This is a genomic window from Pseudoalteromonas sp. APC 3355, assembly GCF_030407615.1.
GTDB classification, from domain to species: domain Bacteria; phylum Pseudomonadota; class Gammaproteobacteria; order Enterobacterales; family Alteromonadaceae; genus Pseudoalteromonas; species Pseudoalteromonas distincta.
The window spans coordinates 168,801-194,065 of the sequence record NZ_JASDDB010000009.1; the positions used below are offsets into that span (position 1 = coordinate 168,801).

The 25,265-nt window shown below is 38.9% G+C and carries 23 protein-coding genes; 7 read left to right on the forward strand and 16 right to left on the reverse strand.

The genetic code is table 11. The annotated features are described in order from the left end of the window. Positions 1 to 99: 99 nt before the first annotated feature. Both QMA08_RS13315 and QMA08_RS13320 read left to right on the forward strand, forming a co-directional pair. On the forward strand, positions 100 to 465 hold the full coding sequence (locus tag QMA08_RS13315; RefSeq protein WP_290174710.1) for a hypothetical protein: 366 nt from the start codon (positions 100 to 102) through the stop codon (positions 463 to 465). A 36-nt stretch (positions 466 to 501) separates the two neighbouring features. After that, positions 502 to 1,422, forward strand: coding sequence for a TraB/GumN family protein (locus tag QMA08_RS13320; protein ID WP_290174711.1), 921 nt, complete (start codon positions 502 to 504; stop codon positions 1,420 to 1,422). Between the two features lie 115 nt (positions 1,423 to 1,537). Here the strand turns inward: QMA08_RS13320 and trpS are convergent, their stop codons facing one another. From trpS to rpe, 3 genes are read right to left on the reverse strand one after another with little or no spacing between them, the layout of a single operon-like run. Beyond that, positions 1,538 to 2,542, reverse strand: coding sequence for a tryptophan--tRNA ligase (trpS, locus tag QMA08_RS13325; protein ID WP_002958388.1), 1,005 nt, complete (start codon positions 2,540 to 2,542; stop codon positions 1,538 to 1,540). A 32-nt stretch (positions 2,543 to 2,574) separates the two neighbouring features. Beyond that, positions 2,575 to 3,240 (reverse strand): phosphoglycolate phosphatase, encoded by a 666-nt coding sequence (locus QMA08_RS13330; protein ID WP_290174712.1) that lies wholly within the window; start codon positions 3,238 to 3,240, stop codon positions 2,575 to 2,577. After that, positions 3,240 to 3,923 (reverse strand): ribulose-phosphate 3-epimerase, encoded by a 684-nt coding sequence (rpe, locus tag QMA08_RS13335; RefSeq protein ID WP_002958386.1) that lies wholly within the window; start codon positions 3,921 to 3,923, stop codon positions 3,240 to 3,242. Before rpe ends, QMA08_RS13330 begins: the two co-directional genes overlap by 1 nt. 161 nt (positions 3,924 to 4,084) lie before the next feature. Here rpe and QMA08_RS13340 point away from each other — a divergent pair, with 161 nt between their 5' ends. Both QMA08_RS13340 and QMA08_RS13345 read left to right on the forward strand, forming a co-directional pair. Further along, positions 4,085 to 4,381, forward strand: coding sequence for a hypothetical protein (locus QMA08_RS13340; protein ID WP_039485830.1), 297 nt, complete (start codon positions 4,085 to 4,087; stop codon positions 4,379 to 4,381). A 3-nt stretch (positions 4,382 to 4,384) separates the two neighbouring features. After that, a complete protein-coding gene (locus QMA08_RS13345; RefSeq protein ID WP_002958384.1) occupies positions 4,385 to 4,570 on the forward strand; it encodes a DUF2970 domain-containing protein in 186 nt (61 codons plus the stop codon). On the opposite strand, the gene QMA08_RS13350 is transcribed toward QMA08_RS13345, so the two are convergent. The 9 genes from QMA08_RS13350 to QMA08_RS13390 all read right to left on the reverse strand — a co-directional run bounded on the left by QMA08_RS13350 (position 4,527) and on the right by QMA08_RS13390 (position 13,454). Continuing rightward, positions 4,527 to 5,384 (reverse strand): Dam family site-specific DNA-(adenine-N6)-methyltransferase, encoded by an 858-nt coding sequence (locus tag QMA08_RS13350; protein WP_002958383.1) that lies wholly within the window; start codon positions 5,382 to 5,384, stop codon positions 4,527 to 4,529. The two genes, QMA08_RS13345 and QMA08_RS13350, sit on opposite strands and share 44 nt — an antisense overlap. A gap of 53 nt (positions 5,385 to 5,437) precedes the next feature. Further along, positions 5,438 to 6,790 (reverse strand): AAA family ATPase, encoded by a 1,353-nt coding sequence (locus QMA08_RS13355; RefSeq protein WP_278382626.1) that lies wholly within the window; start codon positions 6,788 to 6,790, stop codon positions 5,438 to 5,440. Next, complete coding sequence (aroB, locus tag QMA08_RS13360) at positions 6,791 to 7,861, reverse strand: 3-dehydroquinate synthase (protein WP_024596026.1); 1,071 nt, start codon at positions 7,859 to 7,861, stop codon at positions 6,791 to 6,793. Between the two features lie 27 nt (positions 7,862 to 7,888). Beyond that, positions 7,889 to 8,407 (reverse strand): shikimate kinase AroK, encoded by a 519-nt coding sequence (gene aroK, locus QMA08_RS13365; protein ID WP_004589350.1) that lies wholly within the window; start codon positions 8,405 to 8,407, stop codon positions 7,889 to 7,891. 184 nt (positions 8,408 to 8,591) lie between these two features. Then, positions 8,592 to 10,697 (reverse strand): type IV pilus secretin PilQ family protein, encoded by a 2,106-nt coding sequence (locus QMA08_RS13370; protein WP_290174713.1) that lies wholly within the window; start codon positions 10,695 to 10,697, stop codon positions 8,592 to 8,594. Continuing rightward, positions 10,684 to 11,223 carry a pilus assembly protein PilP gene (locus tag QMA08_RS13375; RefSeq protein ID WP_290174714.1) on the reverse strand — a complete coding sequence of 180 codons (540 nt, stop codon included), beginning with the start codon at positions 11,221 to 11,223 and terminating at the stop codon, positions 10,684 to 10,686. Before QMA08_RS13375 ends, QMA08_RS13370 begins: the two co-directional genes overlap by 14 nt. Continuing rightward, positions 11,220 to 11,825 carry a type 4a pilus biogenesis protein PilO gene (locus QMA08_RS13380; RefSeq protein WP_024596028.1) on the reverse strand — a complete coding sequence of 202 codons (606 nt, stop codon included), beginning with the start codon at positions 11,823 to 11,825 and terminating at the stop codon, positions 11,220 to 11,222. Before QMA08_RS13380 ends, QMA08_RS13375 begins: the two co-directional genes overlap by 4 nt. Then, positions 11,815 to 12,387 (reverse strand): PilN domain-containing protein, encoded by a 573-nt coding sequence (locus tag QMA08_RS13385; RefSeq protein WP_002958376.1) that lies wholly within the window; start codon positions 12,385 to 12,387, stop codon positions 11,815 to 11,817. The genes QMA08_RS13380 and QMA08_RS13385 overlap by 11 nt, the downstream gene beginning before the upstream one ends. Continuing rightward, positions 12,375 to 13,454 (reverse strand): pilus assembly protein PilM, encoded by a 1,080-nt coding sequence (locus tag QMA08_RS13390; protein ID WP_024596029.1) that lies wholly within the window; start codon positions 13,452 to 13,454, stop codon positions 12,375 to 12,377. The genes QMA08_RS13385 and QMA08_RS13390 overlap by 13 nt, the downstream gene beginning before the upstream one ends. 130 nt (positions 13,455 to 13,584) lie before the next feature. On the opposite strand from QMA08_RS13390, the gene QMA08_RS13395 reads away from it, so the two are divergent. Beyond that, a complete protein-coding gene (locus tag QMA08_RS13395; protein WP_182696191.1) occupies positions 13,585 to 16,077 on the forward strand; it encodes a PBP1A family penicillin-binding protein in 2,493 nt (830 codons plus the stop codon). Positions 16,078 to 16,140: 63 nt separating this feature from the next. Here the strand turns inward: QMA08_RS13395 and metL are convergent, their stop codons facing one another. Together metL and metB are read right to left on the reverse strand one after the other, a co-directional pair. Next, a complete protein-coding gene (gene metL, locus QMA08_RS13400; protein WP_290174715.1) occupies positions 16,141 to 18,486 on the reverse strand; it encodes a bifunctional aspartate kinase/homoserine dehydrogenase II in 2,346 nt (781 codons plus the stop codon). 435 nt (positions 18,487 to 18,921) lie between these two features. Continuing rightward, complete coding sequence (metB, locus tag QMA08_RS13405) at positions 18,922 to 20,169, reverse strand: cystathionine gamma-synthase (RefSeq protein ID WP_290174717.1); 1,248 nt, start codon at positions 20,167 to 20,169, stop codon at positions 18,922 to 18,924. Between the two features lie 289 nt (positions 20,170 to 20,458). Between metB and metJ the strand changes: the two genes are divergently transcribed. Further along, complete coding sequence (gene metJ / locus QMA08_RS13410; protein WP_002958371.1) at positions 20,459 to 20,779, forward strand: met regulon transcriptional regulator MetJ; 321 nt, start codon at positions 20,459 to 20,461, stop codon at positions 20,777 to 20,779. Between the two features lie 66 nt (positions 20,780 to 20,845). On the opposite strand, the gene QMA08_RS13415 is transcribed toward metJ, so the two are convergent. Together QMA08_RS13415 and rpmE are read right to left on the reverse strand one after the other, a co-directional pair. After that, on the reverse strand, positions 20,846 to 22,087 hold the full coding sequence (locus QMA08_RS13415) for a malic enzyme-like NAD(P)-binding protein (RefSeq protein ID WP_002958370.1): 1,242 nt from the start codon (positions 22,085 to 22,087) through the stop codon (positions 20,846 to 20,848). Between the two features lie 526 nt (positions 22,088 to 22,613). Next, positions 22,614 to 22,829, reverse strand: a complete 216-nt coding sequence (gene rpmE, locus QMA08_RS13420) for a 50S ribosomal protein L31 (RefSeq protein WP_002958369.1) — start codon at positions 22,827 to 22,829, stop codon at positions 22,614 to 22,616. 230 nt (positions 22,830 to 23,059) lie between these two features. Between rpmE and priA the strand changes: the two genes are divergently transcribed. After that, on the forward strand, positions 23,060 to 25,246 hold the full coding sequence (priA, locus tag QMA08_RS13425) for a primosomal protein N' (RefSeq protein ID WP_182682818.1): 2,187 nt from the start codon (positions 23,060 to 23,062) through the stop codon (positions 25,244 to 25,246). Positions 25,247 to 25,265 lie beyond the last annotated feature (19 nt).

Sequence of the window (25,265 nt, forward strand, 5' to 3'; positions counted from 1 at the left end):
ATTCAGCGATATTCTTTAAACCGTCATCAACAAGCAGCTTAGTAAAAAATCATTTGTGATTCTAAATTGGCTGCAATTAAAAATATAAAAGGTTTAATTATGAATAGCACAATGAAAAAAGTACTACCGGCTTTACTACTAGCAACTGCTTTTAATACAACTTCAGCTATTGCAGCTGACGCTAAACAACACACCGTTCAAAGTAATTTTAATCAATGCATAATTGGTGAAAGCGTAGAGGCGATTAACCCAGTTAATAAAAAGCAGCAAGAAACAAACAACATAGACGCCACTGAGTCTTTAAAAAGTAATGTTGATACACAAACGTTACTTTCTTCGATAGATGAAAAAATATCAGCTGAGCTTGACTCTTCAATGAGCAAAATAAACTCGCAAATTGATAAAAACCTTTCAAAGGTAACATCCTCAATCACTGCATATTTCAGCACTGTGTTATCGAACTAAAAACAATAAAATTAAAAGTTACATAAAGGAATTATCATGAAAAAATTCACAAAAAAATTAGTATCTGCCAGCGTATTACTTAGCTGTAGTCTTTTAGCAAATACAGCACAGGCTCAAAGCTCTGTATGGCAAGTAAGCAATGGTAATGACTCACTATTTATTGGCGGTACAGTTCACATACTACCTAAAGCTGAAATGCCACTACCCGCTGAGTTCAACCATGCTTATGAACAAGCGGATACAATTATTTTAGAAGCACCGTTATCTGACCCAGCCGATACTAATGCGCAAATGCAAATGTTAGGCGCACTATCGTATACAAATAACGAAACATTAAGTCAAAAACTAGAACCCGAGATTAAGGCATCACTTGAAAATAAGCTTAACGAGTTTGGCGCTAATCTCGCTAAGTTAGATGGCTTTCGCCCTGCTATGGTTGGTATTGTTTTAATGTCGATGGAGCTTCAAAAGCAAAATTTAATGGGTGAAGGTGTTGATGCTTACTTTACTAAAAAAGCGACTGAAGATAACAAAACAAAAAATTACTTAGAAACAATGGAATTTCAGTTAGAGCTTTTTAAAAAAATGGGTCAAGGCAACGAAAACGACTTCATTAAACATAACTTAGCCGAGCTGCACAACTATGGCGATATGTTTAAAGGACTTTTAGCTGCCTGGCGCAAAGGTGATACAGACACACTGAATAAAGTGGCACTTGAAGATATGCAGAAAAATGATCCGAATAGCTATAAACAAATCATTACAGATAGAAATAATGATTGGTTACCAAAAGTAGAAGCCATGTTTAACAACGACAAAAATGAGTTTGTACTTGTTGGAGTTGCCCATCTTGCAGGACAAGATAGTTTACTTACCCTACTTGAAAACAAGGGCTATAAAGTTTCTCTAGTTAATATTGATAGCACGGCAGATATAACAGTAAGAGGGGCTGAATAATGGATAAAACAGACAAACTAGCTATATCGCTACTGTTTCTATTTGGGTCTATCATGTTGATATGTGCTATATAAAAAATGCCGCTAACAAGCGGCATTTTTTTATTTTAATAAACTTACCCGCGAGGAATAAAACCAAGCGCATCGTATACCGATTTCAATGTTTTCTCAGCGCGTACACTTGCTTTTTCAGCACCTGACTTCATTATGCCATCAAGTAGGTTTTGATCTTCTCTGATCTCTTTAAAGCGTGCTTGAATTGGCTCAATCATATTTACAACTGCATCTGCTGTATCTTTCTTTAAATGGCCATACATTTTATCTTCATATTCAGGAACTAGGTCTTCAATTGAGCGCTTAGTTGCAACACTCAATAAAGTAAGCAAGTTTGATACGCCAGGCTTTTCTGTACGATCAAAATAAATACGTGCTTGTTCATCTGAATCAGTTACTGCTTTTTTAAGCTTTTTCACAATTTGCTTAGGCTCATCTAATAACATGATGTAACCATTTGGGTTTTCGTCAGACTTAGACATTTTTTTAAGTGGATCTTGCAAGCTCATTACGCGTGCACCAAACTCAGGGATGTACGGCTCTGGTAATTTAAATACGTCGCCATATAAATTATTAAAGCGTGTGGCTATATCGCGAGTCAGCTCTAAGTGTTGCTTTTGATCATCCCCAACTGGTACTTGATCAGCTTGGTATAATAAAATATCCGCAGCTTGCAATACTGGATATGAAAATAAGCCCACGTTTACGTTATTTGCGTGCTTAGATGACTTGTCTTTAAACTGAGTCATTCGATTAAGCTCACCCATTTGCGCGTAACAATTTAATACCCACGCTAATTGTGCATGCTCAGGTACTTGCGATTGTACAAATAACGCAGATTTTTCAGGATCAATGCCGCATGCCGCGTAAAGAGCAATACCATCTAACACTCGAGAGCGCAGTAATTCAGGCTCTTGGCGAACCGTAATAGCGTGTAAGTCTACTAACATAAAGAAACTTTCGTGGTCTTCCTGTAACTTTAGCCACTGGTTAATAGCGCCAACATAGTTGCCTATTGTCATACCACCGGTTGGCTGAATGCCGCTTAAAACTACTGGTTTACTCATGATTTTCCTTTATTTTGCTTAATGAATAATATTTAACGCTGCGTTAGAACAGCTATTATATCTAAGAAGTTATCGCATAGGTACTGCGGATTATAATCCTCAAGACTTTCACCTTGGTTATAGCCATAACTAAGTGCAATTACGTCTATATTAGCGGCTTTAGCTGCAAGTATATCGCTTTTAGAATCACCTATCATTATTGCTTTATTAGGCTCCGCATTTAGTTTTTTGCAGGCAAATAGCAATGGTTCTGGCGATGGTTTTTTTGCCATGTCGTCACCACATACAACCACATCAAAATGACTCGTTAGTGCCAATTTTTCGAGTAGTTTCTCTGTAAAAATTCGAGACTTATTAGTGATTAATGCTTTAGGCATACTGCGAAGTGCTGCAAGCCCTGTTTCTACATGTTGGTACAAAACACTATACTCACCAACTTGTTGTTCATAATATTTATAGAACTGTAATATTGCTTTGCCACTAAGTGACTCATCTAGATTTTCACTCACTTGCATATCGCCACTCAAAGCGCGCTTGACAAGGACTTCAACCCCATTACCAATCCAACTTTCAACCAAGCGTTGACTAACAATAGGAAAAGCAAAATCGCTCAAGGTTAAATTAATAGCGATATACAAGTCGTAAACGCTATCAACCAAAGTACCATCTAAATCAAATAAGGCGACATCGTACTTCATTACTTAACACTTCCAAGCTGCTCACGCATTTGATCAATCACCACTTTGTAATCAGGTTGATTAAAAATAGCTGAGCCTGCAACAAACATATCAGCACCCGCTCGAGCCGCTGCTGCAATATTATCGACTTTAATACCACCATCAACCTCTAAGCGAATATCTCGGCCTGATTCAATAATACGCTGTTTTGCTTGGCGTAATTTTTCAAGCGTATGAGGGATAAAGCTTTGCCCGCCAAACCCAGGATTTACCGACATTAGTAAAATGGTATCTAGCTTATCAATAACATGGTCTAAATAACTTAGGCTTGTTGCAGGATTGAACACCAAGCCTGCCTTACAGCCGTGATCTTTTATTAACTGTATTGTGCGATCAACGTGCTCACTGGCTTCAGGATGAAAAGTAATAATAGAAGCACCAGCCTCAGCAAACAAAGGTATTATGCTATCTACAGGCTTAACCATTAAATGTACGTCGATAGGTGCTGTAATACCGTAATCTCTTAGTGCTTTACACACCATAGGACCAATCGTGAGATTAGGTACATAGTGATTATCCATTACATCAAAGTGAACCACGTCAGCACCCGCTTCGAGAACTTTATCAACATCTTCGCCTAGCTTTGCAAAATCAGCAGACAAAATAGAAGGGGCTATTAAATATTTTTGTTCTGGGTTAAACATGATTAACTCCATCAATAAATAGTGTATTGCGTTAATGTAACTTAATTGAAGATGTTACCCAAGTAATATGGCGTAATAGCCCCCATTTTAGGTAACTTTAAGTTTGATATTTAACCAATATTTGCTATGATTAAAAAAGTAACAAATTATTGGATTTCATCATGCGTGCTTTTAAAATTGGGATATTAATTGCGTCGGCATTACTGCTTATCGGGGCGTTTAGCTTTGGTTCAAGCTCTGAGCAAGAATTAAGCTCAGTGAGTAATTGTCATAATACACAACTGGTAAGTACTCAAAACACTTTAACTGCGTGTATTAAAGCTGAAGAAGAGTCATCATGGTTTTCGTGGTTAACTGGCGATAGCCGTAGTGCTCAGTTTCATTACCTTGATTTACTGGAACTACTTACTAGTTCTGAAGATTCTAAAAACGCTCCTTCTTTAAAACCTTTATTTTAAATAATGCTACAATTTTTTAGCGCGTTGCAAAGTGTGCTAGCTGCATTTTTTGGTGTTCAATCTGAAAATAAACGCCAAGTCGATTTTAAACAACACTCCCCTTTATCCATCATTTTAATTGCGATTGTACTATTTGTTGCTTTTGTTATCGCAATTTACGCAGTGGTTGCTTGGGTGCTAAATACATAGCCATCAACTCGTCAACTTTATTTCTAGAGCCACCTTTGGGGCTAATAGTGCGCTTTACTTGAATTTGTTCAAGCGATGCTTGGCTATAAATTTTACGCGTCCACACGGTATCGTGGTTTGAAATAAGCACAGGTGTGTTATTTTCAAATGCGGCTTGTTCTGCCAAATTAGCTAAGTTAGCCTGATCATCTAAATTAAAACCCCCTTTAGCGTAAGACGTAAAAGAAGCCGTTTTACTTAATGGTACATAAGGTGGGTCGCAATAAATAACAGCATTGTTAGGCACTAACTTAAAAACGTCATCGTAATCTAAACAAGTGAACGTTGCTTTTTGTGCTTTTTCAGCAAAAAAATACATTTCTTTTTCAGGAAAGTAAGGCTTTTTATACTTACCAAAAGGCACATTAAAAATGCCTTTTAAATTATACCTACACAGTCCGTTGTAACCATGGCGGTTCATGTATAAAAACAAGATTGAACGTTCGTATACATCACGACTTTGATTAAACTGCACACGATATTCGTAATACGCATCTGCGTGATTATTCAAATCAACAAATAGCTTTTTAGCGTCACTAATAAGCTCATCTGGAGAGCTTTTAAGCTCTTTATATAAGTTAATTAAGTCTGCATTGATATCGTTGAGGATATAGTGCTTAAAGTCACTATTTAAAAACACAGAGCCTGCACCAACAAAAGGTTCAACCAAAGTATCAGCATGCTTGCTAGCTTGGTTTAATCGCGCATTAATGTTTTCAACTAGGCTGTATTTTCCGCCGGCCCATTTAAGGAAGGCTCTACTTTTTTGCTGCATTGGCTCTTTACTTCAATCTGGTGTTGCGCGATTTTACACTAAAGCAGTGTGTTTTACTGATCAACGACTGCTATTTCTTGCTTTATTTTACTAATTTTTTTATAGAAAGGTTTATTTTTTCTAACCCCAGGGGGTAAAGTATCCATTGCTGATTTTGCTTCGTTTATACTCTCAAAGCTGCCAAATGTAACAACCCACCATATTTGATTATTTCGCTTCGTTTGGTAAGTGTGTGCTTGCTGCTGTAGATTGAATTGAGCAATGAAATTATCGCGAACTTCCTGCTGAGTTACCGCTAATAATTGAATTACACTATTTGTATCTGCTTGCTGCATGTACCAAATATTATCTTGGCTGATCTGAGTTTGCTCTGCTGTATTTACTTTCTCTACTTTTAGAGCTTTAGATACAACGTCACCTGCTTCACTGCTTTTGTTTTTAACGCTATTATCAATAGCATTGTCTAATGCCTTAACGGTATTTGCAGGTTTGGTAAGACTTTGCATGATAGCAGGCACATCATTAATGTGTACGCTCTCTGGCTCAATATCTGGCTCAACTACTTCAGGGTCATTTAAGGTAACTACTGAGTCATTTTGCTTTATAACCGGCTCACTTACTTGCTCTACAGATATTGCTGTATTTAGGACTTGTGTTTCTTCCTGCTGATAATATTGTTGCCACCACTGCGTCATATCAGACTTATAAAGCAGGCCAATAATTAAAAGCATAATTAACAACATCAAAATCAATAAGTGCAATCGCCAAGATACTTTATCTTTAACGATAATATCGGCTATGTGCTCACTAGGTTGCCAAGCAAGCAATAAACTGGGGTTGCCATGAGCCTCGGCTAAAAAAGTACTAAAAACAGGGTCTTCATCATAAGGTAAATCAGTAAAGTACCACTGCAATAACATCTTGCTTTCTCGAAGCGTTAGTGGCTCCAAGTAAATTTCGACAGCGTCATTTAAAGCAAGTTTAGACTGTGATGCAATTATGATATACAACGTATTAGGGCTATTTTTAGAAAGCAGCTCAAGCTCAATTAGTATCTCTTCAGATAGTTGCCTACCGCCATCAAGCACCCATAAACAAGGTCCGCACTGCTGTTGCTCAAGCAGCTGGTAATAGTTTTCAGGTAAACTTAAATTATGATCAACTAAAGGGGAATTAAAGCTTTGCTCTAATAAATCGCTCATTAGCTGAGCGTCAGTCATTTGTGCACTTACTTGCACAAACGCTTTATTAAAGTCATTGTATTTATCTGTAATGAAGGTTTCGAGCATATAACTTTTACCTAGCCCCGATGTGCCAAGTAAAACTATTAAATTTTGTCCGTACTCAAATTGCAGTGCGATTCTATCCACCAAAGCCGCACGGCTTGGTAAAATTTGTGACTGCATTTACTGCTCGATTAAGTCTCTAACTTGGTCATCAGAGACATCATCAACTAATGCACACTGGCCAAATTGGGTAGGTAGAATAAAGCGTATAGTGCCTCTTTTATTCTTTTTGTCCTTACGCATATGCGTTAGGAACTGCTCGCTAGTCATTTGCTTTGGAATTTCTGTTGGTAAATTATATAGCTCAAGCAGCTTAATAATTCGATCAACTTCACTTGCGCTCAAATCTTGGCGTGTCTTGGCAAGTTTAGCTGCTAATACCATGCCTGTTGCAACAGCTTCGCCATGTAACCAAACGCCGTAGCCCATTTCTGCCTCAATTGCATGGGCAAATGTATGACCTAAGTTTAATAAAGCACGTAAACCATGCTCTTTTTCATCTTGCGCAACTATAAGTGCTTTTATTTCACAACATCTAAAAATAATATGCTGTAAACATGTTTCATCTAGTTGCTGCAAATTAGCTACGTTTCGCTCTAAGTATGCAAATAATTCGGTATCGTAAATCAGACCATACTTAATTACTTCAGCCATACCTGCTGCAAACTCTCTTGCTGGTAGGGTGTGTAATGTTTGTGTATCAATAAAAACCGCTTGAGGCTGATAAAATGCCCCTATCATATTTTTACCTAAAGGATGATTTACTGCCGTTTTACCACCTACCGATGAGTCAACCTGTGAAAGCACTGTCGTTGGTATTTGAATAAACGGTACGCCGCGCTGATAACACGCCGCTACAAAACCAGTTAGATCACCTATAACACCGCCACCTAACGCAATTAAGCACGTATCTCGGCCACAGTTATTTTGTAGTAAAAATGCTGATATTTTTTCAAACCATTCAAGTGATTTATATTGTTCACCGTCAGGAATAATAAATGATAGCGGATTTTGATCTGCTAATGAGTCAAGTAACGCTTGTAAATATAAAGGCGCTATTGTGTCATTAGTAATGATGATAGGCCGACAATCACCAATGTGGTGAACCAGGCGGCCATTATCTTGAAGTGCAGATTGCCCAATATAAATAGGATAACTTCGCTCGTCCAAATTAACTGTTAATTTAAGCATGCTTAGTTATTTCCTTATTATTGGTTTTTAAAAATCTAATTTCTCGATGATTTGGTTAGCAACAACTTTAGCGCTTTGCTCATCGGTACGTACAACAAAATCGGCAACTTCTTTGTATAGGGGCTCGCGTTCTTCTGCTAAGCGCTCTAGTACGTTACGAGGTGCTTCTTCAGTTTGCAGTAATGGGCGACGCTTGTCGCGTTGCGTGCGTGCAACTTGCTTTTCTATAGGTGTCTCTAGGTATACAACTATACCTCGAGCCGAAAGCTTGTTTCGAACTTCTTTGCTCATTACTGAACCACCACCGGTAGCAAGTACAATACCTTGCATCTCGGTTAAATCGCCAATAACAGACTCTTCTCGAAGTCTAAAGCCTTCTTCACCTTCAAGATCGAATACCCATGCAATATCTGCACCTGTGCGGCGTTCGATTTCTTGATCAGAATCAACAAATTCAAGGTGTAATTGGTCAGCGATGTGACGACCAATCGTGCTTTTGCCAGCCCCCATGGGGCCAACTAGAAATATATTACGTTTCTCAGCCATATCTTTTAGTACAAACAAACTCTAAAATTTGAAATAAAACCCCGCCTAACGACCTGGCCCCAAAATTAAGGAGGGGATTATCTCAGTAATTGCAGGGGTATTTCAAGTCAATTAGAATAAAAAGCCATATAACGAGCAATTAATCTAAATAATCACCCGTTGGTTAACATAAAACCACTGTATTTTAATCAATTTGTATTTTCGGTGTCACGAAAATAAGTAATTCACGCTTTTCATTAAACTCACTTGTGGTTTTAAATAGTCTTCCTACGTAAGGAATGTCACCTAAAATTGGCACTTTACTCGTAGTATTAATGATTTGCTGTTGGAAAATACCACCGAGTACTACGGTTTGGCCATTCTCGACTAACACTTGTGTTTGAATTTCTTGAGTATCAATAGACACCGCTTCACCAGTACCTGTTTGTACGGTATCACCACGTGTATCTTGAGTAATAATTAAATCTAGAATTACTTTATTATCAGGTGTGATATGAGGTGTAACTTCTAAGCTCAGTACCGCTTTTTTAAAGCTTACGGTAGTAGCACCGCTTGAAGCTGACTCAGTATAAGGAATTTCAGTACCTTGCTCTATTCGGGCTTTTTGCTGATTAGCCGCTATGATACGTGGACTAGCAATAATCTCGCCTTTATTCTCTTCCTCAAGCGCACTTAGTTCTAAATCAATCAGCGTACCGTTAGCCAGTTTTGCTATGTGTAAGCCAATGCTAGCCGCAGGGTTAGTGATAGGTAAATTTACATTTAATCGGTCTGAAATACTTGGTGCATTTGAAGTAGATGTCGCATTATAAATACCTTCTGCGCCTTCAAGAGAGCCTGAAATACCAACACTACTGCCTTGGTCACTAAAGCCCCACCGTACGCCTAAGTCTTCAGTAACGTTATCGCGTACCGTTACCATCCGAGATTCTATTACAACCTGCTGCACTGGAATATCGAGCGTTTCAATCATCCGGCGGATGTTTTCTATACTCTTAACAGTATCTTTTACTAACAAAGTATTTGTACGTTGATCAACAGATACACTACCACGGGCAGTTATAATACTGTTTGTATCTGTTTTTAATAAGTCAGCAAAATTTTCGGCTTTAGCATAGTTTAATCGGATGTATTCACTATATAGAGGCTCTAAGTCTTCAACTTGCTGTTTAGCTTTTAAATCTTTGGCTTCACGTGCTGCAAGTTCTTCTGCAGGCGCTACCATTAATATAGAGCCATCCATGCGCTTATCTAGCCCTTTAATACGTAGTACTACGTCAAGCGCTTGATCCCACGGTACACCATCTAGGCGCAGCGTTATATTGCCCGTTACTGAATCACTGGTTACTAAGTTAAAGTCGTTGTAACCCGCGATAATTTGCAGTGCTGCACGCACAGAGATATCTTGAAAATTTAAGGTCATAGGGCGACCTTGATACTCAACACCACCATCTAAGTACGCATTTTGCGTTTCATCTTTTTCTACTGTCAACGTTAAAATATTATCTATTTGCTGATACGTAAACGTGAACTGAGCATTTGGTTCGATAACAACACGACTTAAACCATCTTCTTTAAAAGTCTCGATATTACTGACAACAGTTCCAAAATCTAATACATCTAATTCATAAAGTAGATCGTCTAAAATATCGGTGTGATGAAAGTCAGCGTAAATTTTCCCGCCACTTTCATGGACTTCAATTGCAGCTTGAGTGTCTTGTAAAAATACAAGTACTTTTGCTTCACCCTTCTCACCACGTCTAAAATCAATTGACTGGATACGGTTAATGTAATTTTCACTTACATCACCTGAATCCATCACTACATCTTCATTTTCAGATTCTGTAAGAGGGTTATCAGAGACACGTATCGATACTAAATTGTTATGAACTTCAGTCTCATAAATTTTTAATCTATCTAAGTTTACCGTTACCTTTAAACCACTGTTAGTTAAAACATTAGTAACACTGCTAATTCCAGCTTGATTAACTTCAACATCATTTAAACCAACCTCTAACTCTGCAGTATCAAAAAACATTTCGATTCGGGCTGGGCTATTAAACACTTGAACTTTTGGTTCAAAGGTTAACTCTTCATCAAAAACAAGCTGTAATTCAGTTTCGCCTTTAAGTAATGGATTATAACGAACATCATAAAGCAATGGCCCAGCTATGGCTGAGTTTACAGTGACTAAAGCAACAGCAGCCAGTAATGTCCGTGAAATACGATGAAGCCAAAGTACATCCTTATGCATCCTATTTTTACCTTTTTTATTATTAATTTGCGCCATCTGTTGCCGCCTCTAACATTTCTAATTTCGTCAGGCGCTCTTTCCAACAGCCAGACCCATCAGGGATTAATTCCACTAATTCTATATAGTCGTTGCTTACTCTTTTTACTTTGCCATCATAACTACCAAGATAATTCCCTACCGTTACGCGGTGCAAAGTGTCATCTGTTGCTGTTATTAATGCCCATATTTGTCCATTAGAACCAATTGTGCCTTTCATTGCTAAATTATCTAGCGGGTATTTCTCTAACGGTTCGCGGCGACGCTCTTGATCTGGGTGCAAACAGTTTTTTACTTGCGTTAGTTTATTTTGAATAATCTCAGGCTGAGGCGCTACAAACGGGCTGCGTAGCTGACCAGCACTGTACTCAAATATTTCAAACTTTGTCAGCTCAGGAATCGACTCAACCCTTGGTGTGGTGCTTGCTTTTACCTGATCAATAAATTCTTTTTGCTCAGAAGTGTCATCATTACAACCCGCTAAAACAAATGCTATAGCTAAAGGTACTACGCGAAGGAGTTTCATTTTTTAACCCCTTCTTCATAACGATATGTTTTTGCAACAACACTGAATGTTAACTGTTTATCGCCCGATGATAAAATAGAAAAGTCATGTAAGCTTACAATCCGGGGTAACTGGGCCACTTTACCTACAAACTCACCAAACTCATGGTAGCTACCTATTACTTCGATTTTAATCGGCAGCTCGGTATAAAATTCTTTCTCAACTTCTGGCAGCCAACCTATTTTTAAAAAAGTCAGACCACTCGTTGTCCCAACATATGATAAATCATCAAGTAAACCAGGAGTTTCGTTCGAAGTGGGTAGACGCTTTAATAGCTGTGAAAACTTATCTTCCATTTCAATCATTTGTTGACGATATATTTCAAGCTTGCTCGCTACTGCATACTTAGTTCGATAAGTTGTTCGTAGTTCAACTTCTTTTGCCACGGCACTATGGTAGCTGTCAATTTCATCAGAAACTAATAGGCTATAACTAAAAAACAATACAAGGCCCGCAACAAATGTGCAGCAAATTGCTTTAACAGCAATTGGCCAATCACCAATGTTATCAAGCTCTATTTCATTCCAATCAATTTCACTCAGTGCTTTAAAATCAAGGTTCATCGCTAACCTCACCAATTTTATCAAATGGTTTTACATAAAATTCCATATTAAAATCACTAAGTAAACGCGAAGATTGATCGCCTGCAACAATGCCCTGCATTGAAGGGTTCTCTAGTAAATATGAGCTTTGTACTTGGCGGAGCATTGTTGATAGGCGGTTATTAGATTCACTGCGTCCTAAAACATGTATTTGACTGCCTTTGCGCTCCAGTTTTGTTAAATAAACGCCACCTGGCACTATTTTGGCAACTTCATCCATTATTTGCGTACCCAAGTTACGGCTGCTTTGCAATTCTTCAATGAGCCTCATACGCTGTTGTAAATTTTCCTTTCTTTTATCTAAGCTTCGTATTTCACTTATTTTTTTATCTAGCATGCTAATTTCTGAGCTTAAATAATTATTCTTTAAGTTTTGACCGTCTTTTAAGGCACTATAAAAAGAGCTTAATAAATACATACTTGCAAAACAAAGTATAACGACACCAACAAGTATAGTTACAAATTTCTTTTTCGATTCTTCGCGTTGTGATTCACGCCAAGGCAGTAGATTTATATGTGGCATGTTGAAAAACTCCTTAATGCCAACCCTGTTGCAATTGCAAACTGCGTTTTGTGACGCTGCATTATATTACGATCTACCTTTGGGGAAATTTCCATATTTACAAAAGGCTCTGCAACAACGGAGTGGATACCGAGTTCTTCAATAAGCAATCGGTCGATACCTTTTATCATCGATGTACCGCCCGTTAATACAATATAATCTATTTGCTCTTTACCGCTGGTTGTTAAAAACATTTGCACAGCTCTGCGAACTTGTTGAAGTAACGAAGTTTGAAAAGGGGCTAATACTTCAAAGGTATAGTTTGGCGGTAAATCACCTGATGTTTTGCCTATTTCGGCTTCATCAAAGCCTTTATTATAATAAGCAACAATACTATTTGTATATTGATCGCCACCAAAAACTTGGTCACGGGTATAAATGGTTTCCCCAGCTTGCACAACACTCACAAGCATTAAAACTGCGCCAATATCGACCACAGCCACACACTTATTAAATGCATCGCTAGGTAATTGTTGATAGTAAACGTCCATAGCACGGCTCAATGCGTAGCTTTCTACATCTACTATTTTGGCTTCTAAATTTGCGGCTTCTAAAGCGCCCACCCGTGCTTCAACACTCTCAGTACGAGCAGCCGAAAGCAAAACATTCATTTTGCTAGGATCGGCCTCATTCGTCGAAAGCTTCTCAAAATCGAGGCTCACTTCATCAAGCGGGTAAGGGATTAAACTATCAGCTTCAATTTCAATTTGCGATTCAAGTTCAGCATCTGTTAACGATACATCCATGAAGATCACTTTTGTAATAACTGTTTGGCCAGAAACAGCCACTGCAGCAGATTTTAACGACTTCGGTAATTTTTTTCTTAATTTTGTAATAACGTTACCAATCGCTTCAATATCTTGGATTGTGCGCTCACTCATCGCACCTTTTGGCATCGGCTCAATTGCAAGTGCTTCTAGTCGAAATCCAGTTTCAATTTCACGTAAAAGCACCGCTTTGATAGAGTGCGATCCAATATCAATTCCTACCATCATCGGGGACGGTTTTTGAAATAGTTGACTTAGCATGTTTCAACTTGGCCTTTGTTTTAATAATAAACAAGTTATAATTTTTATCTGAAAAAATATTATTCATTTTTTAATCAATATATACTAGCAGTCAAAACTCGCAATTGGGAGTCCATTTAGGGAAATATAAGTGATTTTATTAAAACGAACTTTACAATTTTTTATCATTTGTGTATTAATTGGTCTGATCACTTTGGTCAGTCTTTATTACTACGTTAAACCTGATATCCCCAGTGTGCAAGTTTTAAAAGACGTGCAATTACAAACTCCTATGCAAGTATTCACAAAAGATGGGCTTTTAATCAATCAATTTGGTGAAAAGCGTCGTATTCCAGTGACTATTGATGAAATTCCTCAAACCCTCATTAATGCATTTTTAGCGACAGAAGATAATCGATTTTACGATCATATAGGCATAGATCCTATAGGTATTGTACGTTCGGCTATTGTTCTTATATCTACCGGCGAGAAAAAACAAGGCGCAAGTACTATTACTATGCAGCTTGCTCGTAATTTCTTTTTAACTCGCGAAAAAGCATATATTCGTAAAGTTAAAGAAATATTTATAGCGCTACATATCGAAGGTGTATTAACAAAAGACGAAATTTTAGAGCTTTACCTTAATAAAATAGAATTAGGTAATCGCGCTTTTGGTATTGGTGCTGCAGCACAAGTTTATTACGGTAAGGAGTTAAAAGATTTAACACTTGCACAAATGGCGATGATTGCAGGTTTACCGAAGGCCCCTTCAGCTTTAAACCCAATTCGTAACCCAACGCGTGCAAAAGCACGCCGAAATGTTGTTTTAGGGCGTTTATTAACTGAAAATTATATTACTCAAGAAGAATATAACGAAGCAACGAGCCAACCTATCACCGCTTATTTTCATGGTGCTGAAATAAATTTATACGCCCCGTATATTTCTGAAATGGTGCGCGCTGAAATGGTCTCGCGTTATGGAATAGATAAAGCTTACAACTCAGGTTTTAAAATTTTCACCTCGGTAGAGTCAAAAGTCCAAAAAGCAGCGCAAAACGCACTTGTAAACAACTTACATAATTATGATATGCGCCATGGTTTTAGAGGACCAACAGATGTTTTATGGGACCCTGAAACACAACCTGCTTTAACTGAGCAACAAATACTCAATAAATTACAAAGCGTAAATGAGTTGGGTACTTTGAAAGCAGCAGCCGTGCTTAGTGTTAATGACAAAACAGCGTCGGTATTACTTAAAAGTGGCGAGCGCACAACTCTTACTTGGGATAACTTAAAATGGGCGCGTAAATATATTACTCGTTACCGCCAAAGTTTTGCTCCAAAAGCAGCTACAGATATTTTAACGCCAGGAATGCAAATATGGGTGCGTAAAAATGAAGATGACAGCTACTTACTAAGCCAAATACCAGAAGCATCAAGTGCTATTGTGTCACTCGACCCACAAGATGGCAGAATTAAAGCTATTGTAGGTGGTTACAGCTTTGAGCAAAGTCAATATAACCGAGCGGTACAAGCAAAGCGTCAAGTAGGTTCTAATATAAAACCTTTTATATATTCAGCAGCACTTGAAAAAGGTTACACGCTTGCGTCTATATTAAACGATGCTCCTATAAACCAATGGGATAAAAGCCAAGGCGTAGCATGGCGCCCTAAAAACAGCCCTGCTGTATATAATGGTCCGATAAGAATTCGCCGTGCTTTAGCACAATCTAAAAACGTTATTTCGGTGCGCTTACTACGCGGCGTTGGATTACAACGTACAGCTGATCATTTATTAAAGTTTGGCTTTAAAGATTCAGACATTAATCGCAGTGAATCACTAGCACTGGGTAGTGCTTCCATTACTCCACTTGAACTTGCTCGTGGCATGAGTGCATTTGCCAATGGTGGCCACTTAATTGAACCTTACTTTATTTCAGAAATTCAAGATGCTTACGGTAATGTATTGTTCAAAGCAAACCCTGCCCTAGCCTGTGATGAAGAGCCTTTACCAACACATAATGAATTCTCACTTCATAATAGTAGTGATGAAGTGGAACCAACAAAAAAATGTGCACCGAGAATTATTTCTAAGCAGAATGCATTTTTAATTGCTGATGCAATGCACAGTGGTATTTGGGGCGGCGGTAGTTGGGCCCATAAAACGGGTTGGAGTGGCACAGGTTGGCGCGCACAAGCTTTAGAACGTCGTGATCTTTCGGGTAAGACAGGCACAACTAATGATTCTGTAGACACCTGGTTTAGTGGCTTTAACAGTAAAGTAATGACTTCTGTGTGGGTGGGCTTTGATAACCCAGGTAACGCTCTTGGTCGTTCTACGTACAATAACAACTTAGATAGCAGCCAAATATCTGGTGCTGAATCGGGGGCTAAAACAGCGCAGCCTGCATGGATTGAATTTATGAAAGCCGCACTTGAGGGAACACCTGAAGCGCCAATTGAGCCACCTGAGGGGCTTGTTTCGATTCGTATTGATTTAGCCACTGGTTTGCTAAGCCACAAGAATGACTACACCAGCCGCTTTGAATACTTCGAAAAAGGCACTGCACCGACAAAGTATGTGCTATCTCAGCCAAACGATATATTTGAAGAAGACACAAAAACCGAAGAAGAGCTATTTTAATAATACCTCTGTAATACAAAAACGGCAGCTTATTTAAGCTGCCGTTTTAATTTAAATAATGGCTTATTTTAAGTTTTGAACAAGCCAATATAAGTCAGAGTGTACACCCGCAGCGGTTACTTCTTTCCCAGCCCCAGGCCCCTGAATCACAAGCGCGTTATCACTATACCATTTGCTATTAATTACAAAAATATTATCGCCAGGTGTAAGGTTTGCTAACGCATCCCCATTGGGCACATACGTAATTCCTACTTTAGCGATAACTTCAGTTTTTGTTATATCTAATAGGCCTGTGTATCTCAGTACTGAGTTATTAGCTTTTGCTGTATCAGCATGCTCTTCAATGAACGCATCTAGCTGGGCTTTATTGTTTAGAAAGTCTTCCCAGCTTCCTAGCGCAAGCGCACCGGGCATTAATGCCGATAAGCTAATATCATCAAGCTCAAGCTCTATACCTAACTCTCGGGCTAAAATAAGTAACTTACGCTGCATATCTCGTCCAGATAAATCCTCGCGAGGGTCAGGCTCTGTGAACCCCATTTTCTGTGCTTCTAATACCAACTCAGAAAAAGCAGTCGTACCATCATACTTACTACATAACCACGAAAGCGTACCCGAGAATACGCCTTCAATACGCGTAATTTTATCACCACTATTTTGCAAATCAGCCAAAGCAAAATTGATAGGTAAGCCTGCGCCTACACTTGTATTATATCGCCAATGTAAATTACGTTCGCCAAGGTTACTACGAAGTGCTTTATACCAAGAAGTCGGTGCTGTACCTGCATATTTGTTAGCACTAATTAAATGACAATCTCTGTCTACAAAATCTGTATATAAAAAGCTAAACTGCTCACTTGCGGTAATATCAATTAACACTTTATGTTCGTAGTCAAGCTCGCTTATCGCATTAAGTAAATCCGCAGTTTCATAGCTATTCGCCTCATGCTGCCATTGAGTTTTCCATTGCGATATATTTATGCCACTTGCATTAAATAACATATGTTTAGAGCGAACCAGCGCTACCAATTTAATACTAAAGTCGTCTGATAAACGCTCAAATTGTGCCGATAACTGCTCAATAAAAGCATCGCCTACATTGCCAAGGCCCGCAACTATAACGGCTATTTCTTGGCCTTTATTGATTAGCTTATCGTGTAAGGCGCTTTGTATATCGCTATCTATAAATTGGTCTGTTAGTAATAAAACATAACCATTATCTTGATGCACAAAACGCGGTTTTATAGTCTGCTCAGCTAATACTTCTAAAGCTTGCAGTTTAAGTACACTAATGTCTTGCTCAGGGGCAACAATTGCACAGCCATTTAAATTTGACTCACTAATATTAGCTCTACCAGCAAAGTAATTAATAACTTGATATGTTTGTGCAGCCGGTACTACTAAATACACTTCACCATTATGGTTAAAATGATGAAGGCTATGCTGAATAAGCTGACTAACGCTTGCGACCTCACCTTCACTTAATCCTTCAACCATTAACAGATCAACATTTTGCAGCGTGGTTATAAAGCGCTTGTTCTTTGCTGAACCTTCTTTTACTATATCTGTTGGGCTTGCTTGCACATCAAAACTACTACGAACAGCTAGCTTAATATCGCTGTTTTTAAGTGGCGATAGTGTTTTTGCATGTAATACAGGGTTACCCAAACGAGCTAATAAATTAGCTTGCCCGCGACAAATTTTGCCGTATTTAATCGCTTTTTTTACCTTTCGAGGATCAGTGCTAAACACTCCCTGTGTATCGGTCCAAATACATACTTGCTTAGCATTACAGTAATTTGCAAGTAGTGTTGCACTATAATCGCTACCGTTGCGTCCAAGTGTTACGGTCTCACCTTTCGTATCAGCGGCAATAAACCCAGTAACAACATTTATTTTATTAGGCAAAATTGACTGTCGACATTGCTGCGCATTTTGCGCATGCATTAATTCACCATCGTTTAAGGTAAAAAGACTACGGGCATCTTGAGCACACGCCTCAATATTTAGCTGCTGTAAATAAGTAGCGAGTAAACGTGCTGACCACAGTTCACCATGCGCAAGTAACGCAGCCTCTTTTAGCTGCTCAGCTTGAGCAAGTTCTGCAATATTACTAAGCTCGGTATTTAGTGTTTTAAGTGCGCTGCGCTTTAAATCAGCTTGTAACAACTGCTCAATTAAATCGCTTTGATGGTTATTTAACTGCAGTAAAATATCAGCGACAGCTTGCGTGTCTTGCAGCTGATAACTTTGCCACAACGACACAAGTGTATCTGTAGTCTTACCTGCAGCAGATACCACAACACAGTCGCCCGGCTGAGTATGCCCAATAATTATTTTAGCTACGCTTTGATAGCGCTCACTAGAGCTTAAGCTTGAACCACCAAATTTATGTACACAATTGACCATATTTATACCAATTAGCTTAATTAAGTTGTCTATTTTGAGGTAAGAAAACCGTATCGATAATAAGGCAAAAATTTCGTTATTTAGTTGTTCTATATTAGGAATTTTTAACGATGTTATCGTGCGGTTTAATCCCTCAAATTGATTAGGGCGTGTTGATCTTTGTGGATTGAAATTTGTTCAATCCAAGGAAGATTAAATCGTGGCGCGAGGTTTGTAACCTAGTGGGCTAAGTAAAAACCGAGCAACAAAGAGTTAATCGTCCCTAGAAAGAACCCAAAGGGCAGCGCATGTTTGGTATTTACGCTGCGTTATCGCCTATTCATGGGGAATAACCACACTACATAGGCTCCGCCTTGCCTAAAAACCAAACATACTGCTGCAAATTCACCCACCAAAGATCAACACGCCCTAGGTATTATTGCGGATTGGTATTACTTACCAAAGCGCTGGACGGGCTGCACTTAATTTAACGTTTCCACCAGAAGTGCCAGCACCTTTGCCTATACGGCCAACATTTTTATTTTGCCCTGGTTTTACAAGTTCAAATACTCGTTCAAAGTCAGCTATTAAATCGTGTATATCTTCAATCCCAACCGAAATACGAATAAGCGTATCGCCCACACCCGCTTCTAAACGTGCCTTTGCCTCCATGCCTGCGTGCGTCATAGTTGCGGGGTGACAAATTAAACTCTCTACGCCACCTAGTGACTCAGCTAAACTAAACGTTTTAAGACTAGTTAAAAATGCTGCAGCGTCGTTTATATCGCCTTTAATATCAAAACTAACCATGCCACCAAAGCCAAGTTGTTGTGCTTTAGCAAGCTCATGCTGAGGATGTGACTCAAGTCCTGGATAGTAAACTTGGCTTACAAAATTGGAGCTTTCAAGGTACTTAGCTATTGCTAGCGCATTTTCTTGGTGCTGCCTTAAGCGCACATTTAAAGTACGTAGACCACGAAGCGTTAAATAACTATCAAAAGGGGCGCCCGTAATACCAATATTATTTGCCCACCAAGCAAGCTCATCACCAAGCTCTTGTGTTGCAGCAATAACAGCGCCGCCCACTACATCTGAGTGCCCGTTAATGTATTTAGTAGTTGAATGCACCACAATATCTACACCAAACTTAATAGGGTTTTGTAAGGCAGGAGACAAAAACGTGTTATCTGCGGCAACCAATGCACCGCATTGCTTAGCAACATCGGTAACCGCTTTAATATCGGTTAAACGAAGTACTGGGTTACTTGGAGTCTCTATCCAAATAAGCTTAGGTTTAATTGCTAAAATTTGTTGAAGGCTTTCTTCTTTTGTTAAATCTAATACTTCAAGCTTCAATAGTCCGCGTTTTTGTAACGATGTAAATAAACGATAGCTACCACCATAACAATCATGTGGAATTACTAACGTGTCGTCACTGTTAAGTAGCTGAGTAGCTAAATGCACGGCTGCCATACCAGTGGCCGTAATTATGCCGCTAGCGCCGCCTTCAAGCTTAGCAAGCGTCTCTGCTAAAATATCACGATTAGGGTTACCACTGCGGCCATAATCATACTCACGCTTGGTATCAAAGTCGGCAAACGAATAAGTCGTTGATAAATAAATTGGCGGCACCACTGCACCATGATGTTTATCAGCATCAACGCCGTTACGTACAGCAATGGTCGCTTTGTTTTTTTCGCTCATATTCGTCACCTGATTAATTTGGATGTTTAGACGTCTAAAAGAGTAAGTTATCCGTTTTAATAAGTCAAAGTATTTTAAAGCTCTAGATGGCTAAAGTTAGGAAAGGCGTTTGCTAGTATCACATTTTAGCTCACAAAAGTGAGCTTATTTTTACATCCCAAATAGGCTTATTAAGATAGATCGGTATCTATTATTTGACTATCTTTTTTAAATCGATAGAATTTCACGCATATTTACACGCTTTTTATACCGTGTGAGAAATTAATAATCTGAGGCAACGATACATCTTATGGCTAAATGGAATGGTGAGTATATTCACCCATACGCAGAACACGGGAAAAAATCAGAGCAAGTTAAAAAGATCACCGTTTCGATCCCGCTAAATGTATTAAAAGTTTTAACGGATGAGCGTACGCGTCGTCAAATCAACAACCTTCGCCATGCAACAAATAGTGAATTGCTGTGTGAGGCGTTTTTGCATGCATTTACTGGTCAACCTTTACCAAATGACGATGACTTACGTAAAGACAACGCAGAAAAAGTACCAGAAGAAGTTAAAAAGATAATGCAAGAAATGGGTTTAGAAGTGCCTATTTTAAACGAAGAATAAATCGTTACCTTTTTAATCAAAAAACCTCAGCATTGCTGAGGTTTTTTTGTTTAAGCGTTATATATATTACGCCATATAATTTTCAGGCAAGTCAATTTGCGCAACACCCGACTCTACCGCAGCAAGTGCTACAGCTTTAGCTATACGCGGTAGTAAACGCGGATCCATTGGTTTTGGAATAATGTACTGCGCACCAAATTCTAGCTTATCTACGCCTGCGGCTTTTAAAACCTCTGCAGGTACAGGCTCTTTGGCAATACTACGAATAGCCTCAACTGCAGCAATTTTCATTTCATCATTAATCGCGCTTGCACGTACATCAAGCGCACCACGGAAAATAAACGGAAAACATAAAACATTATTTACTTGGTTAGGGTAATCAGAGCGCCCTGTTGCCATAATTAAATCGTTGCGTGCGCCGTGAGCAAGTGCAGGATCGATCTCTGGATCTGGGTTTGAACATGCAAACACGACCGGTTTTTCTGCCATTAGTTTTAAATCTTCGGCAGCTAACAAGTTAGGACCCGAAACACCAACAAACACATCAGCATCTGCAATTACATCTTGCAATGTGCGTTTATCGGTATTGTTAGCAAAAAGCTGTTTATATTCATTTAAATCATCGCGACGAGTATGAATAACACCTTTGCGGTCAAGCATATAAATGTGTTCACGCAGTGCACCACACTTAATTAACAGTTCCATACACGCAACTGCAGCAGCGCCTGCACCTAAACATACAATTATTGCATCTTCAATTGATTTACCTTGTACTTCTAGCGCATTTAACATGCCGGCAGCCGTAACAATGGCGGTACCGTGTTGGTCATCATGAAAAACAGGAATGCTACAACGCTCTATTAATGCTTTTTCAATTTCAAAACACTCTGGTGCTTTAATATCTTCAAGGTTAATACCACCGAATGTGTCAGCAATATTGGCAACCGTGTTAATAAAGTCTTCTGTTGTTTTGTGCTTTACTTCAATATCAATAGAATCAAGCCCTGCAAAACGTTTAAACAATAACGCCTTGCCTTCCATTACGGGCTTAGACGCTAAAGGACCTAAATTACCCAAGCCCAAAATTGCAGTACCATTAGTGATAACCGCAACCATGTTACCTTTACCGGTATATTTATATGCATTTGCAGGATCTGCGGCAATTTCACGTACAGGTTCAGCGACACCTGGGCTATAAGCTAGGGCTAAGTCTTGAACTGTTTCAGCTGGTTTTGTTAGCTCAATGCTAATTTTACCAGGTACGGGATGTGAGTGATAATGTAGTGCTTGTTCACGAAAGTCAGACATAACGCGATGGTATCCTGCAATTTAAGTTAAAGTGAGAGGTGGAGTCTTGGGGTACGATACCCTTATTATTTTTAAATTCCAAGCAATATCAGGTCTATCCTGTTATATGCTATATCCTTTAATTTTAAGAGGTTTTTCAGTAACTTTGCAGGATTATATAAACATTTGATAAATAAAAATTCACCAAAAAAGTAAGTTTTGAGGTGCGTTTATGTCTACTACAATATTAAAAAAATGTATGTTTAATGCATCATCATAAACTTAAAATAACAGCCTACTACACTACTTTAAAAACAGATAAGCCCACGTTAGCTACTTTTATCAACCTAGTTAAAATTTGTACTATTTAAAATATAGAGAATATCTATCGATTTGTCTGTAAAGGTTTATGCATACTCAGAATAAGAATAGGAAATAGTTATGCAAGGTGTGATGTAGCTCGAGCAAGCTAAATAAGATAAGAAGTAGTAAATTTTAGACACAAAAAAAGCACCCTAAGGTGCTTTTTTTAACTAAACAGCAATGATTACTTCTTGCTGCTAAGTGCACCGAAGCGCTTGTTGAAGCGATCAACACGGCCGCCAGTGTCTAAAATCTTTTGCTTACCAGTGTAAAACGGGTGACACGCAGAACATACGTCTAAGTGAATGTCTTTACAAAGAGTTGAGCTAGTTTCGAATTTGTTTCCGCATGAACATGTTGCAGAAATTACTTCGTACTTAGGGTGAATACCTTCTTTCATAGGAACCTCTAGTTAAGGCCGCATCGCTCTCCAAACCCGAAGTCTGGCACCATACGTCGTTAAAACAAATTTGTTGGTGGCGGATTTTATCCAACAACCTTCCCCTGCACAAGTATTTATTTATCTTTTCGCTAAAAAAGTGAACAATCTCTTTCTCTAGTACTATTGCTAGTAGGTTTTTAGCGGTATTTTTAGTACATTACAGCATTAATTTTACGGGTTGAGTTGTTATGAGTTTTGTTGAAGTTGCTATTAAAGTCCCGCTTCCACGCACCTTTGATTATAAAATAGAAGAGCAGCTCAGTGGCTTATCAACACCCATACTACCGGGCATGCGGGTTTTAGTACCTTTTGGTAATCAAAAAAAAGTAGCTGTTGTTCTGGGTATTAAAAACAGTACCGACGTCCCTTTAGATAAAATTAAGAATATTATAGAGGTAATAGACGACACCCCTATTTTAAGCGCCCAACATTTAGAACTCCTTAGCTTTACTGCCCGCTATTATTGCTATCCCTTAGGCGAAACTATTCACATAGCGCTACCGAGTGCACTTCGCCAAGGTGAATCGCCAGATAAAACCAGTATTAACATGGTTGCTCTGACAGAAAAAGGCGCAAAAGTACCGTCATTAAAAGCCAAAACACAACTCAATTTATTAAAGCAGTTATCGCAATCGGGGAAATCATCGTTAACCGAATTAAAAGCTCTTGGCTTTAGCAAAAAAACAATAGATAGCCTAATAGATAAAGAACTCATTACGCAAACTATTGAACACGATAACCAATGGCAAAGCGTTGCACCAACTGTCGGTAGTAAACCTGTACTTAATAAAGAACAAGCGGTTGCTTGTACAGCAATAAATCAAAGTAGTGGATTTAGCAGCTTTTTATTAGAAGGCGTAACTGGCAGTGGTAAAACAGAAGTGTATTTACAGTGCCTAGAAGAAGTATTAAAACGTGGCGAGCAAGCATTAGTATTAGTGCCAGAAATAGGCTTAACGCCACAAACTGTAAACCGTTTTCGTCGCCGCTTTCCTGATACACCCATTATGCTTTGGCATTCAGCCCTTACCGACAACGAGCGATTACAAACATGGCGTTTTTGCGAAAAAGGCAGTTGTGCAATAGTTATAGGCACACGTTCGAGTATTTTTCTGCCATTTTTAAAACTCGGTATGATAGTTGTCGATGAAGAGCACGATTCATCATTTAAGCAACAAGATACCCTTCGTTACCATGCTCGTGATTTAGCTGCATACAGAGCTTTTCAGCATAAAATACCACTTATATTAGGCAGTGCTACACCCGCACTTGAAACACTTCACAAAGCAATTAATAACAAATATCAGCTACTAAGTTTAACCGAGCGCGCGCAAACTGCGACAGATAACCAATTTAAGTTACTCGATATGAAAGGCCAACCCGACCAAGCAGGTATTGCACATGCAAGCCTTGCAACTATGCGCCAACACTTAAATCGCGGTAAACAGGTTATGGTTTTTTTAAATCGTCGAGGTTTTTCACCCACTCTTATTTGCCATGAATGTGGCTGGCTAAGTGAATGTAAACGCTGCAGTACCAGCGCCACATTTCATAAAGCGATTGGCCAAATGATTTGTCATCACTGTGGCGATCAATACCCTGTTCCTCACCAATGTCCTGATTGTGGAAGTACGCAAATATTTCCAAATGGCAAAGGTACAGAGCAAATTGAAGAGTTTTTATCGACCGAGTTTCCAGATACACCCGTTACTCGCATAGACCGCGATTCAACTCGCCGTAAAGGCAGCCTTGAAAAAGCACTAGATGAAATAAACCTAGGCGGTGCACGCATTTTAGTTGGCACACAAATGCTTGCCAAAGGCCATCACTTTGCAGATGTAAGCCTTGTTATAATTTTAGACGTAGATAGCGGCTTATACTCATGCGACTTTAGAGCAACAGAACATTTAGCGCAATTAGTCACCCAAGTAGCGGGGCGTGCTGGACGTTCAGGAGAGCCTGGTCAAGTGTTATTACAAACACACTTTCCAGAACACCCACTTTTACAAGACTTAGTTAATAATGGTTACCAAGACTTTGCTCGTTTTGCACTGAGTGAACGCGATGATGCAGACTTACCACCCATTACAAATATGGCTATTGTCCGTGCACAAGGACACAGCATTAAGCTAGTCGTCGATTTTTTGACGGATTTGGTTCCTGTGAATGGGGTATCTGGTATACAATTGCTCGGTCCGATCCCTGCTCCACTTGAAAAAGTCGCAGGTATGTATCGTTTTCAATTACATATTCAAGCGCAAGATCGCCGCATATTACATCAGTACCTTGCGCAAATGGTTGATTATTTAAGTTCAAGTAAACTTGCACAAAAAGTACGCTGGAGCTTAGACGTAGACCCTATAGACATGATTTAGGTTAAGGCCAAAATAACAC

Coding starts and splice junctions, on each gene's coding strand:
- QMA08_RS13370 (WP_290174713.1), bottom strand. CDS start 10,697: ATGGCGCAAATTAATAATAAAAAAGGTAAAAATAGGATGCATAAGGAT.
- QMA08_RS13330 (WP_290174712.1), bottom strand. CDS start 3,240: ATGAAGTACGATGTCGCCTTATTTGATTTAGATGGTACTTTGGTTGAT.
- QMA08_RS13385 (WP_002958376.1), bottom strand. CDS start 12,387: ATGCCACATATAAATCTACTGCCTTGGCGTGAATCACAACGCGAAGAA.
- QMA08_RS13375 (WP_290174714.1), bottom strand. CDS start 11,223: ATGAAACTCCTTCGCGTAGTACCTTTAGCTATAGCATTTGTTTTAGCG.
- rpe (WP_002958386.1), bottom strand. CDS start 3,923: ATGTTTAACCCAGAACAAAAATATTTAATAGCCCCTTCTATTTTGTCT.
- QMA08_RS13340 (WP_039485830.1), top strand. CDS start 4,085: ATGCGTGCTTTTAAAATTGGGATATTAATTGCGTCGGCATTACTGCTT.
- QMA08_RS13390 (WP_024596029.1), bottom strand. CDS start 13,454: ATGCTAAGTCAACTATTTCAAAAACCGTCCCCGATGATGGTAGGAATT.
- metL (WP_290174715.1), bottom strand. CDS start 18,486: ATGGTCAATTGTGTACATAAATTTGGTGGTTCAAGCTTAAGCTCTAGT.
- priA (WP_182682818.1), top strand. CDS start 23,060: ATGAGTTTTGTTGAAGTTGCTATTAAAGTCCCGCTTCCACGCACCTTT.
- QMA08_RS13355 (WP_278382626.1), bottom strand. CDS start 6,790: ATGCAGTCACAAATTTTACCAAGCCGTGCGGCTTTGGTGGATAGAATC.
- QMA08_RS13315 (WP_290174710.1), top strand. CDS start 100: ATGAATAGCACAATGAAAAAAGTACTACCGGCTTTACTACTAGCAACT.
- QMA08_RS13320 (WP_290174711.1), top strand. CDS start 502: ATGAAAAAATTCACAAAAAAATTAGTATCTGCCAGCGTATTACTTAGC.
- metB (WP_290174717.1), bottom strand. CDS start 20,169: ATGAGCGAAAAAAACAAAGCGACCATTGCTGTACGTAACGGCGTTGAT.
- aroB (WP_024596026.1), bottom strand. CDS start 7,861: ATGCTTAAATTAACAGTTAATTTGGACGAGCGAAGTTATCCTATTTAT.
- QMA08_RS13345 (WP_002958384.1), top strand. CDS start 4,385: ATGCTACAATTTTTTAGCGCGTTGCAAAGTGTGCTAGCTGCATTTTTT.
- trpS (WP_002958388.1), bottom strand. CDS start 2,542: ATGAGTAAACCAGTAGTTTTAAGCGGCATTCAGCCAACCGGTGGTATG.
- QMA08_RS13350 (WP_002958383.1), bottom strand. CDS start 5,384: ATGCAGCAAAAAAGTAGAGCCTTCCTTAAATGGGCCGGCGGAAAATAC.
- rpmE (WP_002958369.1), bottom strand. CDS start 22,829: ATGAAAGAAGGTATTCACCCTAAGTACGAAGTAATTTCTGCAACATGT.
- QMA08_RS13380 (WP_024596028.1), bottom strand. CDS start 11,825: ATGAACCTTGATTTTAAAGCACTGAGTGAAATTGATTGGAATGAAATA.
- aroK (WP_004589350.1), bottom strand. CDS start 8,407: ATGGCTGAGAAACGTAATATATTTCTAGTTGGCCCCATGGGGGCTGGC.
- QMA08_RS13415 (WP_002958370.1), bottom strand. CDS start 22,087: ATGTCTGACTTTCGTGAACAAGCACTACATTATCACTCACATCCCGTA.
- metJ (WP_002958371.1), top strand. CDS start 20,459: ATGGCTAAATGGAATGGTGAGTATATTCACCCATACGCAGAACACGGG.